The 15,304-nt window shown below is 65.9% G+C and carries 11 protein-coding genes; 10 read left to right on the plus strand and 1 reads right to left on the minus strand.

Features of this window, described 5'->3' with window-relative positions; translation table 11 throughout:
* Window positions 1-50: 50 nt before the first annotated feature.
* Window positions 51-1,445 (minus strand): PhoH family protein, encoded by a 1,395-nt coding sequence (locus ACYRGX_RS19960; RefSeq protein WP_473054168.1) that lies wholly within the window; start codon window positions 1,443-1,445, stop codon window positions 51-53.
* A 413-nt stretch (window positions 1,446-1,858) separates the two neighbouring features.
* On the opposite strand from ACYRGX_RS19960, the gene yaaA reads away from it, so the two are divergent.
* The 10 genes from yaaA to ACYRGX_RS20010 all read left to right on the plus strand — a co-directional run bounded on the left by yaaA (window position 1,859) and on the right by ACYRGX_RS20010 (window position 15,300).
* Window positions 1,859-2,638, plus strand: a complete 780-nt coding sequence (yaaA, locus tag ACYRGX_RS19965; RefSeq protein ID WP_473054169.1) for a peroxide stress protein YaaA — start codon at window positions 1,859-1,861, stop codon at window positions 2,636-2,638.
* A 556-nt stretch (window positions 2,639-3,194) separates the two neighbouring features.
* Complete coding sequence (locus ACYRGX_RS19970; protein WP_473054170.1) at window positions 3,195-4,505, plus strand: nucleotide sugar dehydrogenase; 1,311 nt, start codon at window positions 3,195-3,197, stop codon at window positions 4,503-4,505.
* Between the two features lie 59 nt (window positions 4,506-4,564).
* The gene (locus ACYRGX_RS19975) at window positions 4,565-6,046 is read left to right on the plus strand and encodes a glycosyltransferase family 2 protein (protein ID WP_473054171.1); all 1,482 of its coding nucleotides are present in this window, start codon (window positions 4,565-4,567) and stop codon (window positions 6,044-6,046) included.
* A 33-nt stretch (window positions 6,047-6,079) separates the two neighbouring features.
* Complete coding sequence (locus tag ACYRGX_RS19980) at window positions 6,080-7,243, plus strand: PilZ domain-containing protein (RefSeq protein ID WP_473054172.1); 1,164 nt, start codon at window positions 6,080-6,082, stop codon at window positions 7,241-7,243.
* Between the two features lie 10 nt (window positions 7,244-7,253).
* On the plus strand, window positions 7,254-8,654 hold the full coding sequence (locus ACYRGX_RS19985; RefSeq protein WP_473054173.1) for an alginate biosynthesis protein AlgK: 1,401 nt from the start codon (window positions 7,254-7,256) through the stop codon (window positions 8,652-8,654).
* A 2-nt stretch (window positions 8,655-8,656) separates the two neighbouring features.
* Window positions 8,657-10,102 carry an alginate export family protein gene (locus ACYRGX_RS19990; protein WP_473056737.1) on the plus strand — a complete coding sequence of 482 codons (1,446 nt, stop codon included), beginning with the start codon at window positions 8,657-8,659 and terminating at the stop codon, window positions 10,100-10,102.
* A 20-nt stretch (window positions 10,103-10,122) separates the two neighbouring features.
* Window positions 10,123-11,703: a mannuronan 5-epimerase AlgG gene (algG, locus tag ACYRGX_RS19995; protein ID WP_473054174.1), complete on the plus strand. Its 1,581-nt coding sequence runs from the start codon at window positions 10,123-10,125 to the stop codon at window positions 11,701-11,703.
* Between the two features lie 5 nt (window positions 11,704-11,708).
* A complete protein-coding gene (locus tag ACYRGX_RS20000; RefSeq protein WP_473054175.1) occupies window positions 11,709-13,133 on the plus strand; it encodes an alginate O-acetyltransferase in 1,425 nt (474 codons plus the stop codon).
* A 2-nt stretch (window positions 13,134-13,135) separates the two neighbouring features.
* Window positions 13,136-14,197 carry a mannuronate-specific alginate lyase gene (locus ACYRGX_RS20005; RefSeq protein ID WP_473054176.1) on the plus strand — a complete coding sequence of 354 codons (1,062 nt, stop codon included), beginning with the start codon at window positions 13,136-13,138 and terminating at the stop codon, window positions 14,195-14,197.
* Window positions 14,194-15,300 carry a mannuronate-specific alginate lyase gene (locus tag ACYRGX_RS20010; protein ID WP_473054177.1) on the plus strand — a complete coding sequence of 369 codons (1,107 nt, stop codon included), beginning with the start codon at window positions 14,194-14,196 and terminating at the stop codon, window positions 15,298-15,300. Before ACYRGX_RS20005 ends, ACYRGX_RS20010 begins: the two co-directional genes overlap by 4 nt.
* The last annotated feature ends 4 nt before the right edge of the window (window positions 15,301-15,304 follow it).

Below are 15,304 nucleotides of genomic sequence, written 5' to 3' on the forward strand. Positions count from 1 at the left end.
CCCCGCAAGCGCGGCTCCGGCGAGGGGCGGTCCCCCTCGCCGGGTGCGCACTACATGTGAGCTTCGGCGTACTCGGCGAGCACCGAGCGCGGAACGCCCTGCAGGGTGATGTGCACGCCGTGCTCGAAGTCCTTGAAACGCTCGGTGAGGTAGGTCAGGCCCGAACTGGTGGCGGACAGGTAGGGGGTGTCGATCTGCGCCAGGTTGCCCAGGCAGATCACCTTCGAGCCGCTACCGGCACGAGTGATGATGGTCTTCATCTGGTGCGGTGTGAGGTTCTGGCATTCGTCGATGAGGATCAGGCTCTGCTGGAAGCTGCGCCCACGGATGTAGTTCAGCGATTTGAACTGCAGGGGCACCTTTTGCAGGATGTAGTCGACGCTGCCGTGGGTATTCTCGTCGTCCATGTGCAGGGCTTCGAGGTTATCGGTGATCGCGCCCAGCCAGGGCTCCATCTTCTCCGCCTCGGTGCCGGGCAGGAAGCCGATGTCCTCGTCCAACCCCTGTACGCTGCGGGTGGCGATGATGCGTCGATAGCGCTTGCTGACCATGGTCTGCTCGATGGCCGCGGCCAGCGCCAGGATGGTCTTGCCGGAGCCCGCGGCACCGGTCAGGTTGACCAGGTGGATATCCGGATCGAGCAGCGCGAACAGCGCCAGCGCCTGGTGGATGTCGCGCGGCTGCAGGCCCCAGGCTTCCTGGTGCAGCAGCGGCTCCTGGTGCAGGTCGAGGATCACCAGCTCGTCGCCCTTGATCGCCTTGACCCAGCCGACGAAGCCCTGCTCGTCGATGATGAACTCGTTGACGTGCACCGCCGGCAGGTTGTCGGTGAGCTGCACCCGATGCCAGGTGCGCCCTTCCTGCCCCTGGCGGGTATCGACCTTGGCCACGCGATCCCAGAAGGACCCCAGCATACTGTGGTAGCCGCGAGAAAGCAGGCTGACGTCGTCGACCAACTGGTCGGTCTGGTAGTCCTCCGCTGCCAGGCCGCAGGCACGCGCCTTCAGGCGCATGTTGATGTCCTTGGTGACCAGGATCACCTCCAGCCCGGGACGCCGCGCACGCAGGTCCATCAGCTGGTTGATGATCTTGTTGTCGGCAATGTGTTCGGGCAGCAGCGCAACCGGTTCGGCGCGCTTGCTCATGAGGATGGAGAGGCTGCCGCACGGGCCGCTCTTGCCACGCTGGATCGGTACACCCTCTTCTACCTGCTGGGGCGTGGCTTCGCCCAGGACCTTGTCGATCAGACGTATAGCCTGGCGGCATTCGGCAGCTACGCTGTGCTTGCCGGTCTTGAGTTTGTCGAGCTCCTCCAGGACGGTCATCGGAATGGCCACCTGGTGTTCCTGGAAGTTGAGCAGAGCGTTGGGGTCGTGAATCAGGACGTTGGTGTCGAGGACGTAGAGGATGGGGTCGCTGGGGGAGAAACTTCCGTGGTCATCCATACGCAGGCACCTTCTCTTGGCCAGAGGGGCCGTCGAACGCAACCGGTAGGGTCAGGGGACGCCACCTGGCTGCAGGTTTCGGCGGTCTTCTTTTTTGATATCGCATAAATGCGTCACATCAAAGACATTTCTGCCCCGCGGCGCATTTTATTTTTCTCTCGACGAACACCCCTTGGCGAGGCCGGCTCGCACCCGCTAAAGTCCGAAGTCATCCCGCCGGTTTCAGCCAACGAAATCGCTAGGGAGCCTCGCCAACATCCCCCTTTATTCACCGCCCTCGGCCCCACACGGCTGACCGGCGAACCCCCTCAGACCTGTACCCTGTGACCGCCTGGGCAGCCACGCTCGCGGCCTGGGGCGAAGCGTCCCGCGAAATCCCCTAGAATCGCCTGTCCGCAACAGGAGACACGCGCATGCTGATGGTGATTTCCCCAGCCAAGACGCTGGACTACGACACACCGCCCACCACCGACCGCTACACCCTCCCCGAACACCTGGAGCATTCGCAGGTGCTGATCGAGCAATTGCGCGAGCTCGCGCCCGCGCAGATCGCCGAGCTGATGCACCTGTCCGACAAGCTCGCCGGTCTCAATGCCGCACGCTTCGGCAGCTGGGGCCTGCCCTTCACGCCAGAGAACGCCAAGCAGGCGCTGCTGGCGTTCAAGGGCGACGTTTATACCGGTATGGCCGCCGAGGATTTCGACGCCGACGACCTGGACTTCGCCCAGCGCCACCTGCGCATGCTCTCCGGGCTTTATGGCCTGCTGCGCCCCCTCGACCTGATGCAGCCCTACCGCCTGGAAATGGGCACCAAGCTGGCCAACGCGCGCGGCAAGGATCTCTACGCTTTCTGGGGCGAACGCATCAGTGGCTGGCTGAACCAGGCACTCGCCGAGCAAGGCGACGACGTGCTGCTCAACCTGGCGTCCAACGAGTATTTCTCCGCGGTACAGCGCAAGGCACTGAACGCACGGGTGATCGACGTCGAATTCCGCGACCTGAAGAACGGCCAGTACAAGATCATCAGTTTCCACGCCAAGAAAGCGCGCGGAATGATGGCACGCTTCGTCATCCGCGAGCGCCTGCGCGATCCGGCGGATCTGCGGGGTTTCGACAGCCGTGGCTATCGCTACGACGCCGCGAACTCCAGTTCCGAGCGCCTGATCTTCCTCCGCGACCAACCAGAAGACTAGCCCGCAGGCGAGTTGCCCACCCTAAGTTAGGGGGCGGCTCGCCATACTCACACTGTTTATACCGTCAATTATCCTTCGACATTAAACCGCCGCGCACTTCCATATAAGGAAGAAACTTCCCTCGCGCCCCCGCGTGCAATCAAAAAGCCTTCACCAACTTTCGATTGGTGCATTCAGCCTCCGTTCAAGGTCGACGAACGGTAGGAACTTCGCTAAATCCGCCCCGCTCCTACTGCTCGCATACAGGTGACGGCTCATCCCGTCCTGCAAGTGCCGCTGCGCTTGAAGCCAGACCTGTTGCCGCAATGCAACTTCGCAACACCCCAGAATAATAACGATCGACCCATCCATTGATATGCCGACCGCGAAAGTTATGCCGACCTGGCAAACCCGCGGCCCAGGGAGTCTTGCGCTCCTGTTTTGTAAAAGTATCGAAGGAGAGTTTCGATACCTAATCAATCGCCCATTGCCCGGCACCACGGAAGTTGCCGGCAAAGATGAAAAAACTTCGCCCCGCGGCGAACTTCATCGGGCTCGATATACAGAGGTGATACCGATGCGAATCAGCATCTTCGGTCTTGGCTATGTGGGCGCCGTGTGTGCCGGTTGCCTGTCGTCGCGTGGCCATCATGTGGTGGGTGTGGACATTTCCGCGAACAAGATCGACCTGATCAACCAGGGCAAGTCGCCGATCGTCGAGCCGGGCCTGGAAGAACTGCTCGCCAAGGGCATCGAGACGGGACTGTTGCGCGGCACCACCGACGTCATGGCTGCCGTCAACGAAACCCAGGTGTCCTTCCTCTGCGTCGGCACGCCGAGCAAGCGCAACGGCGACCTGGAACTGCACTACATCGAGTCGGTTTGCCAGCAGATGGGCGAGGCCATTCGCAACAAGGCCGAGCGTCACACCGTAGTGGTACGCAGCACGGTTCTGCCGGGCACCGTGAACAACGTGGTCATTCCGATCCTCGAAAAAGCCTCCGGGAAAAAGGCCGGCGTGGACTTCGGCGTGGCGGTCAACCCCGAGTTCCTCCGCGAGAGCACCGCGATCCGCGACTACAACTTCCCGCCCATGACCGTCATCGGCGAACTGGACCGCGCCTCCGGCGACCTGCTGCAGGAGATCTACCAGGAGCTGGACGCGCCGATCATCCGCAAGGCCATCGAAGTGGCCGAGATGATCAAGTACACCTGCAACGTCTGGCACGCCACCAAGGTCACCTTCGCCAACGAGATCGGCAAGATCGCCAAGGCCTGTGGCGTCGATGGCCGCGAGGTGATGGAAGTGGTCTGCCAGGACAACAAGCTAAACCTCTCCAAGTACTACATGCGTCCGGGCTTCGCCTTCGGCGGCTCCTGCCTGCCCAAGGACGTGCGTGCCCTGTCCTACCGCGCCGGCTCGCTGGACGTGGAGACCCCGCTGATCTCCTCGCTGATGCGCTCCAACGAGTCCCAGGTGCGCAACGCCTACGAAATCATCTCCGCCCAGGACAAGCGCAAGGTCGCCCTGCTCGGCCTGTCGTTCAAGGCCGGCACCGACGACCTGCGCGAGTCGCCCCTGGTGGAACTGGCGGAGATGCTCATCGGCAAGGGATTCGATCTGTCGATCTACGACAAGAACGTCGAGTACGCCCGTGTCCACGGTGCCAACAAGGACTACATCGAGTCGCGCATCCCCCACGTCTCCTCGCTGCTCAAGGCTGACCTGGATGCAGTGGTCCAGGATGCCGACGTGATCGTCCTCGGCAATGGCGACGCCGCCTTCGCGCCGCTGGCCAAGCAGCCGCCGGCCGGCAAGCAGGTGGTCGACCTGGTCGGCTTCATGCCCAAAGGCAGCAACGGTGTCGCCCAAGGCATCTGCTGGTAAGCCGAGAGGCCCCGGCGCAAGCCGGGGCATTGCCTGAGAACCGCACACGGAACCGCGCCATGCAAAAGCTCCAACACGCCCTGCTCGAAAGCGCTGGCTGGCTGTTCTACCTGGCAGCGCTGATGGGTCTCGCCCTGGCCCTGCCCGCCGATGTCTTCGACCCGCAATCGCGGCAGTTCCTGCTGCTGATCGGTGCCGTCGGCATCTGGCGCTACAGCATGGGCGGCGTCCATTTCGTCCGCGGCATGCTGTTCCTCTACTTCGTATTCCCCTGGTATCGGCGCAAGGCCCGCAAACTGGGCGAAGCGGCCGATCCGTCACACGTCTTCCTGATGGTCACCAGCTTCCGCATCGATGCCGGCACCACCGCGCAGGTGTATCGCTCGGTGATCCAGGAAGCCATCGACTGCGGCTACCCGGCCACCGTCGTCTGCTCCATCGTCGAGATGTCCGACGAAGTGCTGATCAAGCAACAGTGGGCACGCCTGGCGCCGCCCGAGCACGTCAGTCTGGACTTCGTGCGCATTGCCGGCACCGGCAAGCGCGATGGCCTGGCCAACGGCTTCCGCGCCATCTCCCGGCATCTGCCCGATGAACGCGCGGTGGTCGCGGTGATCGACGGCGACACCGTGCTCAACGCCGGTGTGGTGCGGAAGACCGTGCCCTACTTCGCCCTCTTCCCGCGCGTCGGTGGCCTCACCACCAACGAGTTCTGCGAAGTGCGCGGCAGCTACATCATGAGCGAGTGGCACAAGCTGCGCTTCGCCCAGCGCCACCTGAACATGTGCTCGATGGCGCTCTCCAAGCGCGTACTGACCCTCACCGGACGCATGTCGATGTTCCGCGCCGAGGTGGTCACCGATCCGGGCTTCATCGCCGACGTGGAAAACGACGCCCTGGAACACTGGCGCCTGGGTCGCTTCAAGTTCCTCACCGGCGACGACAAGTCCAGCTGGTACAGCCTGATGCGTCTGGGCTACGACACCTTCTACGTCCCCGACGCGCACATCCAGACCGTCGAGCACCCGCCGGAGAAGAGCTTCATCAAGGCCAGCCGCAAGCTGATGTTCCGCTGGTACGGCAACAACCTGCGGCAGAACTCCCGCGCCCTGGCCCTTGGCCCGCGCCGCCTCGGTTGGTTCACCAGCCTGGTACTGGCCGACCAGCGCGTATCCATGTGGACCTGCCTGCTCGGCCTGCTGGTCGCGATCCTCGCGAGCATCAAGTACGACATCGCCTACCTGCTCATCTACCTGATGTGGATCGGCTCGACGCGCCTGGTGCTGACCCTGCTGCTGTCGGCCACCGGCCACCGCATCGGTCCGGCCTACCCGACGCTGCTCTATTACAACCAGATCCTCGGCGCACTGGTGAAGATCTACGTGTTCTTCCACCTCGACCAGCAGTCGTGGACCCGCCAGAAAACCAAGCTCGACCGCAACCTCGCCAGCTTCCAGCGCTGGCTCAACGGGTGGTCCTCCCCCGCCATGACCTTTTCCGCCGCCAGCGTGTTCATCGCCGTCGTACTGGCGATGGTGTGACCGGCCTCCAAGCCCCCAACAGGAAACTACGCCATGAATACAGCCGTGAACGTCAATGTGGTGCATGAGTCCGAAGCCCAGCGCCAGTTCGCTCGGGTCAAGATGCCGGCCAAGATCCGTTACACCGGAGCCAACCGGGAAACCATCGACCAACGCGTAACCGACCTCTCCGCCGGCGGCTTCAGCTTCGCCCCCAACGAGCGCGTGCCCGCCAAGATCGGCGACTACCACAAAGGCAAGTTGCTGTTCCTGATCGACAACCTGAGCCTGGGCCTGGACATCGAATTCCAGGTCGTCAGCGTGGAGAAGGACAGCGGCCGCGTCGGCTGCCAGTTCCACAACCTGCGCCCGCAGGAAACCGCCGCCCTACGCCACCTGATTACCGCCCACCTGTCCGGTGAACTGGTCAACGTCGGCGACCTGCTCGCCACCCTGCAGCGCGACAACTTCACCAAAGCGCGCAAGGGCGGCGGCGATTCCGGCATGGGCGCCCTCGGCCGACTGCGCGCGGTGACCCTCAGCGCGGTGGTTCTGGCGGTCGGCGTCGGCGCCTGCGCGTATATCTTCTCGCACCTCTACGACCACTACTTCGTGACCCACGCCGAAGCCGGCCAGGTCGCCGTGCCTCATCTGCAGGTGACCATGCCCCGCGAAGGCACCGTGACCAGCCTGGTGCCGCCCAGCGGCCTGGTCGAGAAAGGCGCCCCGGTCGCCACCTTCTCCACCACCATGCTGGAGATGCTGCGCAACAGCCTGTCCGACGAGCAGCTCACCCCGGAGAACGTCGAAACGCTCTTCAGCCGCCAGTTGCAGGGCACCCTGACCAGCCCCTGCGATTGCCGCGTGGTGCAGCAGTTGGTCGCCGACGGCCAGTTCGCCACCAAGGGCGCGCCGATCTTCGAACTGGCGCCGGCCGATGCCGAAGCCACCGTCGAAGCGCGTTTCCGCTACACCAGCATCGACAAGGTCCAGCCCGGCACCGCGGTGAGCATGCGCGTCTCCGGCGAAAGCGAAGAGCGTACCGGCCGCATCGTCAGCGCCGCCCTGCAGGATGGCGGACTGTCCTCTGACATCCGCGTGATGATCCAGCCGGACGCCAAGCTCTCCAGCGACCTCGCCGGCCGTCCGGTGGACGTGGTGATCGGTGGTTCCACCCTTACCGGTCTGGCCGACAAGGCCGTGGCCGCGGGCTTCTGAGGAGGTCGCCGTGAAAGCGCCCTTCGCGCCCCTGTTGCTGGCCGCCGCCCTGGCCGCCTGCGCCAACCTGCCGGACGAACGCCTCGCCCGCGAGGCCTACGAGCGCGGCGACACCGCCACCGCCGAGCAGAACTACCGCCAACTGGCGGAGCTCGGTTACGCCGACGCCAGCGTCGGCCTGGCCGACATCCAGGTCGACAGTGGCGATCCGGCGCAGATGGCGGAGGCCGAGCGCATCTATCGCTCCGCCGCCGACCGCTCGCCGCGCGCCCAATCGCGCCTGGGCCGGTTGCTGGCGCGCAAGCCCGGCGCCAGCCAGGCCGAGCGCAAGGAGGCCGAGCAGTTGCTGCAGTCCGCCTTCGATGCTGGCGAGAGCGGCGCGCTGCTGCCGCTGACCCTGCTCTACCTGGAGTACCCGCAGAGCTTTCCCGAGGTCAACGTGAGCCAGCGCATCAGCCAGTGGCGTGCCGCCGGCTACCCGCAGGCGGGCCTCGCGCAGATCATGCTGTACCGCGCCGAGGGGAGCTACGCCCGTCACCTGGACGAGGTCGAAGCGATCTGTGCCGGCCAGGAACGGCAGATGGACGTCTGCTACGTGGAGCTGGTCAGCATCTACCAGATGCGCGGGCAGGGCGACAAACGCGACGCGCTGGTCGAGCAGCTGCGCGGCGACTACCGCGTCGGTGCGGTCTCCTCCGCCCGCGTCGAGAGCGTGGCCAACGTGCTCTCCGACGCCAGCCTGGGACGCAGCGACGAGCAGCTCGCCCAGCAGTTGCTCGAAGAGATCGCGCCGAACGACCCCGCTGCCTGGGTCAGCCTCGCGCGGCTGCTCTACGACTACCCCGCGCTGGGCGACGAGAAGCAGATGTTCGACTACCTCGAGCGTGGCCAGGCGGCCTCCCAGCCGCGCGCCGACCTGCTGCTCGGACGCCTCTACTACGAGGGCAAGTGGGTACCGCAGGACCCGCAGAAGGCCGAACGCTACCTGAAGGACGCCGTCGCAGCCGGCGAAGTGCAGGGGCACTACTTCCTCGGCCAGATGTATCGCCGCGGCTACCTCGGCGAGGCGGAACCGCAGAAGGCCGTCGACCATCTGATCATCGCCGCCCGCGCCGGCCAGGGCGGTGCGGACTTCGCCCTGGCGCAGCTCTTCTCACAGGGTCGCGGGGTGCGTCCGGACCTGGTCAACGCCTGGATGTTCGCGCAACTCGCCGGACAACGAGGCGCCACCCATGCAACCGATCTGCTGGCAGAACTAGAGCCGCAGATGACTGCCGCACAACGCAGCGAGGCGCAACAACGCCTGCAGGTCGAGGAACAGGCGCGCGGCGCCGCCTGGCAGGCCGCGGTGGAACAGGCCATGGCCGATGCCTCGGCCGCCTCGAATGCAAAAGCACAGGAATCGCTATGAATATGAAGAAAAAGGCGTGGTTAGGACAGGGACTGCTGTTGGGCATCGGCCTCAGCGCCGTGACGCCGCTGTGGGCGCAGCAGGTGCCCGACCGGCCCTACGGGCTGGAGCTGAAGATCACCGGCCAGGACGAGGACGATCGCGACCTCGGCACCCGCGACGGCGGTGACGTGCAAGGCATCGGCATCGACGTACGTCCCTGGGTGTTCGCCCAGCGTGGCGACTGGAGCGCCTTCGCCATGGGCCAGGCGGTAGCGGCCACCGACATCATCGAATCGGACACCATCGACAACACCGAGGCCACCGAAGGCACCGCGCTGGGCAACGACGACGATCCCCGCGAACCGGACAAGAGCTACCTCGCGCTGCGTGAATTCTGGATCAACTATGCCGGCCTCACGCCCTACCCCGGCGAGTTCGTGCGCTTCGGTCGCCAGCGCCTGCGCAGCGACGACGGCTTCTGGATGGACAGCAACATCGAAGCGCTGCGCTGGCGCCTGGATACCACCCTGCTGCGTACCGACGTGGGGATCGCCCAGCGTTTCTCCGAATACCGCACCGACCTCGACGAACTCGATCCGGAAGACAAGGATCGCCTGCAGGTCTTCGCCGACGCGGCCTACCAATGGACGCCGGGGCACTGGATCGGCGCCCACCTGCAGCATGCCGACGACGACGGCGAGCTGCCCTCGGTCGGCGACACCTACGACGAGCTGGACAAGACCTACAGCGGCAAGCTGACCTGGCTCGCGCTGCGCGCCGACGGCAACTTCTTCGACCGCCACAGCAACAACCCGCTGGCCTACTGGGCGCAGTTGAGCTGGATGACCGGCGATATCGATACCCCCGACACCACCACCGTCGGCGACACGGTCACTGCGCACCAGAGCCACGACGCCAACGCCTGGGCCGTCGACCTCGGCCTGCGCTGGCGCCTCGACCCCAACTGGAGCGTCGGCGGTGGCTACGCCCGCGGCAGCGGCGGTGACGATGGCGACCAGTTCCTGCAGACCGGCCTGGAGAGCAACCGCTCCAACTTCACCGGCACCCGCTCCCGCGTACACCGCTTCGGCGAGGCCTTCCGCGGCGAGCTGAGCAACCTGCAGGTGGCCACCCTGTTCGCCTCCTGGAACCTCGAGGACGAGTGGGACGCGAGCCTGATCTACCACCGCTTCTGGCGCGTGGACAACGACCAGACCCAGGTCGGCGACGGCGGCATCCGCGCCGCCATCGCGGCCGACGAAAGCAGCAACGACCTCGGCCAGGAAGTCGACCTGGTGGTCAGCAAGTACTTCCGCACCGGCTTCGTGCCGGAGAGCTGGGGCTGGGACGAGCCGTCCACCCTGGTGCGCTTCCGTGGCGGTCTGTTCAAGCCCGGCGATGCCTATGGCAGTGGCGTCGATTCCTACATGCACCGCGCCTTCGTCGACGTCGTCTGGCGCTTCTGAGACCTGGGCAGGAGAGCACCATGAATGTCATCGCACACGCGTCCTTCTCGCTCCTGTTGCTGACCGCGGCGCTCTCCGGCGCCGCGCGGGCCAACAGCGAGACGCCCGAGTCGCCGGCGGTTCCCAACGGCTCCACCCAGGAGCTGCGCAGCACCGACAACTACACCGTGACCAGCGCGCCGACCGCGCCGCTGGAAATGCAGGCCCCGGACCTGCCGGACCTCACGCCCTACACCCCCGAGGCGGTGCAGGCGAAGATCCAGCGCAAGCCCGCTGGCCACGCGGTGGTCGAGCGCATGCTGCAGCAGGACACCCTGAAGGAATTCACCGGCGGCGACGGCCGCCTGGCCGAATGGGTCGCGCGCCAGGGCGAAATGCCCAAGGCGATCTTCGTCGAGGGTGGCTACGTCACCCTCGAGGACCTCGCGCGCAAATTGCCCAAGGGCTACCTGGAGCAGACCGAGCCAGGCGTCTACGTCCTGCGCCGGCCGCTGGTGGTCGGCCATGACTCCACCCTGCACGTGGGCAAGCAGGTCAAGGAACTGCGCATGTCCCAGGAGCGCGGCGCCTTCATCATCAACGACGGCAAGCTGTTCATCACCGATACCCGCGTGACCGGCTGGAACGAAGCCAAGGCCCAGCCCGCCTGGTTCAAGAAGAAGGGCGACTTCCGCCCCTTCATCAACGCCTGGGGCGGCACCGAGACCTACATCGTCGACAGCGTGGTCACTTCGCTGGGCTACACGGCGAGCAAGTCGTACGGCATCTCCATCTCCCAGTACAGCCCGAGCATGTCCGAGAAGATGGGCCGCGATCATCCCACCGGCTGGCTGCTCAACTCGACCTTCGACGACATGTGGTACGGCTTCTACTGCTACGAGGCCTACGACGTGGTCATCCGCGGCAACGTCTACAAGGACAACATCGTCTACGGCATCGACCCGCACGACCGCTCGCGGCGGCTGATCATCGCCGAGAACGAAGCCTTCGGCACCCACAAGAAGCACGGCATCATCGTTTCCCGCGAGGTCAACGACAGCTGGATCTTCAACAACAAGAGCCATGACAACCACCTCTCCGGGATCGTCATCGACCGCTCCAGCGTGAACAACATCGTGGCCAACAACGAGTCGTTCAACAACGGCTCCGATGGCATCACCGTCTACGAGAGCGGCAACAACCTGCTGTGGGGCAACCAGGTGCTGGGCAACCAGCGGCATGGCATCCGCGTGCGCAACAGCGTCGACCTGCGCATGTACGAGAACCTGGTCGCCGGCAACGGCAAGCTCGGCATCTACGGCCACATCAAGGACCTCACCAACACCGACCGCGACATCGCCCTCGACCCGTTCGATACCGAGGTCTCGCTGCTGGTGGTCGGCGGCAAGCTGATCGGCAACGCCTCCGGCCCCCTGGGGGTGGACTCGCCGCTCTCGGTGGAACTCTACAAGGTGCAGATGCTGGCCCCCACCAAGGCTTCGGGGGTCACCCTTCCCGGCGTCCTCGGACGCCACCAGGACAAGATCCTCGACCTGCTGGTACGCCGCGAACAGGCAGTACTGATCGACCCGGTTGAAACCCAGAGCGAGCTGATGCAATGAATCCGATGAAGCGCCGAATCCTGGGCCACTGGCCCCTATTGTCCCTGCTGGCCACCGGCATCGCGCTGGCCAGCACCGCTGCCCGCGCCGACGACACCGGCCTGCCGCACTACACCGCGCAGCCCTGCTGCCAGTTGTGCCCGCAAGCAGCCAATCCGGCCAACTACCCGAATGGCTTCATGAGCAACTTCCGCGAACTGGTGCAGGGCCAGGACGACTGGCTGTTCCGCAGCGAGCTGGACCTGATGACCCAGTTCATGCCCACGCCCGAGGGCCTGGCGCAGCTCAAGCGGCTCAATGCCGCCCTCGCCGCCAAGGGCACCCAGCTGGTGATGGTGTTCCAGCCGACCCGCGGGCTGGTCCACCCCGACCGGCTGACCGCTGCCGAGCGCCAGCGCTACGACTGGCAGGCGGCGCGTGACAGCTATCTGCGCGCCACCGCCAGCTTCCGCAAGCTGGGCATCGTGGTGCCGGACCTGTCGCCGTTGTTCAACGAACCCAGCAGCGAAGCCCAACCGTTCTTCTTCAAGGGCGATCACCACTGGACGCCGAGCGGCGCCGAGCGCACCGCCGCGCTGGTCGCCGCCGAGGTGGCCAAGCTACCCAAGGTGAAGGCCCTGCCGGAAACCCGTTTCGTCACCCATACCGACGGCCTGCTGGCCAAGCGCGGCACCCTGCAGCGCGCCGCCCAGCAGATCTGCGGCTACAGCTCGGCCGACCAGTACGTACCGCGCTTCGTCACCGAGCCGGCGGAGAGCGCCGGCAGCGATGCGCTGTTCGGCGACGAGAGCCAGCCGCGCATCGTTCTCGTCGGTACCTCCAACAGCAGCGAAGCACTGAACTTCAACGGCTTCCTCGAACAGAAGCTCGAACGCGACATCCTCAACGTGTCGCTGATCGGCGGCGGCCTGGATAGCGCCATGGTGCAGTACCTGGGCAGCGAGGCCTTCCGCGAGCATCCGCCGGAAGTACTGATCTGGGAGTTCGGTGCCTACCACAACCTGGCCCAGCAGAATTTCTACCGCGAGGCGCTGCCGCTGGCCAACGGCGGTTGCGGCAAGCCTGCGCTCAGCCGCGAGGGCGTCGCCCTGCACCGCGGCTCGACGCCGGTGCTGGTGAACGCCTCAGCCCGCGACCTGCCCGGCGAGCGCTACGCGCTGGACGTGCGTTTCTCCGACCCGAGCGTGGACACCCTGCGCGGCACCATCTGGTACATGACCGGCAAGAAGGAAAGCATCAAGTTCGAGCGCGCCTCGAACATGGACGGCCAGGGCCACTTCCTCTTCGCGCTGCGTGACGACCCCGAATACCGCAACCAATCGGTACTCGGCGTCGACATCGAACTGCCCGAAGGCGCCGAACCGGGCCTGAAGGTCGATGCCCAACTGTGCCAACGCCCCAGCGTCGGCAACCAGGTCGCAGGTAATTGAACATGCGCCGCCTCGCGGGCCTGAGCCTCGCCCTGCTGCTGAGCACGCCGGCGCTGGCCGCGTTGCAGCCGCCGGAAGGCTTCCGCGCGGCCGCGCCGCAGCCCAAGGGCACGGCTTCGGCCTGCCCGGCGGCGCCGACGCCCTATACCGGCGCGCTGGATTTCCCGAGCAAGTACGAAGGCGCAGGCCCCGCCCGTGACCAGTTCAACAGCGAGGCCTACGACCGCTACCGCAACCTCACCGCGGACATCGGCGCGCTGGAAAAAGGCCTCTACGGCCAGGTGCGCGACTACCTGCGCTATGGCCGCCCCGGCTACGTCGACTGCGCGCTGTCCTGGCTCGACACCTGGGCCAGCGCCAATGCGCTGCTCAGCGAGCAGTACACCCACACCGGCAAGTCGCGGCGCAAATGGGTGCTGGCGAGCCTCACCTCCAACTGGCTGCGCCTGCAGTTCTCCGCCTCGCAACCGCTGGCCGGTCACGACGAGCAGGTGGCACGCATCGAGGCCTGGTTCGGCCGCCTCGCCGATCAGGTGCGCCGCGACTGGCAGGACCAGCCCCTGGCGCGCATCAACAATCACCAGTACTGGGCGGCCTGGAGCCTGATGGCCAGCGCCGTGGTGCTCGACCGCCGCGACCTCTACGACTGGGCGCTGGACCAGTACCGCATCGCCAGCCACCAGGTGGATGCCCAGGGCTACCTGCCCAACGAACTGCGCCGCCGCTCCAAGGCGCTGGCCTACCACAGCTATGCCCTCGGTCCGTTGCTGATGATCGAGGCCTTCGCCCGCGCCAACGGCGACCGTGTCGACGGTGACGCCCTGCAGCGCCTGGGCGACAACGTCATCGCCGGGCGCCAGCAGCCGCAGCGATTCGCCCGCACCGCCGGGGCCGAGCAATCCCGCAGCGAGCTGCAAAAAGCCAACAACTTCGCCTGGCTGGAACCGTTCTGCGCACTGCATCGCTGCGACACGACGACCCAGACCTGGCTCCAGCGTCATCGTCCGCTGGGGAGTTACCGCCTGGGCGGTGACCTCAGCAGCCTGTTCTCCACGCGTTCATGAAGGAGACCGCCATGCGCAAGACGACTCTCATCCTGCTCCTGCCGCTGCTCGCCAGCAGCGCCGCCTGGGCCCAACTGCAACCGCCGCAGGGCTACCGCGCGGCGGTCGAGCGCAGCGGCGACGATCCACAGCGCTGCGAAGCGGCACCGGCGCCCTACACCGGCAGCCTGTACTTCTCCAGCAAATACGAGGGCTCGGGCAAGGCACGCGCCACCCTGAACAAGGACGCCGAGCGCCTCTACCGGGAAAAGACCCGAGACATCACCGCGCTGGAAAAAGGCGTCAACCAATACGTCTACCGCTACATGCGCCACGGCAACCCCGCGGAACTGGACTGCGCGCTGAGCTGGCTGGACGGCTGGGCCAGCGCCGATGCACTGCTCTCGAAGGACTACAACCACACCGGCAAGTCCATGCGCAAATGGGCGCTGGGCAGCCTCGCCGGTGCCTACCTGCGGCTGAAGTTCTCCAGCTCCCAGCCGCTGGCCGACCAGGGCGAACGCGCCCAGCGCATCGAACAGTGGTTCGCCCGCGTCGCCGAGCAGGTCGAGCGCGACTGGGACGGCCTGCCCCGGGAGAAGGTCAACAACCACACCTATTGGGCTGCCTGGAGCGTGATGGCCGCCGCCGTGGTCACCGACCGCCAGGACCTCTTCGACTGGTCGGTGGAGCGCTTCCGCTACGCCGCCGGGCAGGTCGACGCCGACGGCTTCCTGCCCAACGAGCTGCGCCGCAAGCCGCGCGCGCTCTCCTACCACAACTACAGTCTGCCGCCGCTGGCGATGATCGCCTCCTTCGCCCTGGCCAACGGCGTGGACCTGCGCCAGGAGAACGACGCCGCCCTGCAGCGCCTGGCCGAGCGGGTGCTCGAAGGCCGCGAGCACCCCGAAGCCTTCGCCAAGCGCACCGGCGCCAAGCAGGAGATGAAGGACATGGGCGAGGGCTACAAGTACGCCTGGCTGGAACCCTACTGCGAGCTGTACCGCTGCGGCCCGGAGCTGGCGCGCTGGAAGCAGGAGATGGAGCCGCTGAAGAACACCCGCCTGGGTGGCGACATGACGGCGCTGTATTCACCCGAGCACGAAGACGGCTCGGACGGCTGATGCA

The sequence above is a fragment of the Pseudomonas sp. R4-15 genome (assembly GCF_055768815.1).

What these genes read in the sequence shown, in the direction of transcription:
- ACYRGX_RS19990 (WP_473056737.1), top strand. Translation starts at nt 8,657, where the DNA reads ATGAAGAAAAAGGCGTGGTTAGGACAGGGACTGCTGTTGGGCATCGGC.
- ACYRGX_RS20005 (WP_473054176.1), top strand. Translation starts at nt 13,136, where the DNA reads ATGCGCCGCCTCGCGGGCCTGAGCCTCGCCCTGCTGCTGAGCACGCCG.
- algG (WP_473054174.1), top strand. Translation starts at nt 10,123, where the DNA reads ATGAATGTCATCGCACACGCGTCCTTCTCGCTCCTGTTGCTGACCGCG.
- ACYRGX_RS19970 (WP_473054170.1), top strand. Translation starts at nt 3,195, where the DNA reads ATGCGAATCAGCATCTTCGGTCTTGGCTATGTGGGCGCCGTGTGTGCC.
- ACYRGX_RS19980 (WP_473054172.1), top strand. Translation starts at nt 6,080, where the DNA reads ATGAATACAGCCGTGAACGTCAATGTGGTGCATGAGTCCGAAGCCCAG.
- ACYRGX_RS19975 (WP_473054171.1), top strand. Translation starts at nt 4,565, where the DNA reads ATGCAAAAGCTCCAACACGCCCTGCTCGAAAGCGCTGGCTGGCTGTTC.
- yaaA (WP_473054169.1), top strand. Translation starts at nt 1,859, where the DNA reads ATGCTGATGGTGATTTCCCCAGCCAAGACGCTGGACTACGACACACCG.
- ACYRGX_RS20000 (WP_473054175.1), top strand. Translation starts at nt 11,709, where the DNA reads ATGAAGCGCCGAATCCTGGGCCACTGGCCCCTATTGTCCCTGCTGGCC.
- ACYRGX_RS19960 (WP_473054168.1), bottom strand. Translation starts at nt 1,445, where the DNA reads ATGGATGACCACGGAAGTTTCTCCCCCAGCGACCCCATCCTCTACGTC.
- ACYRGX_RS20010 (WP_473054177.1), top strand. Translation starts at nt 14,194, where the DNA reads ATGAAGGAGACCGCCATGCGCAAGACGACTCTCATCCTGCTCCTGCCG.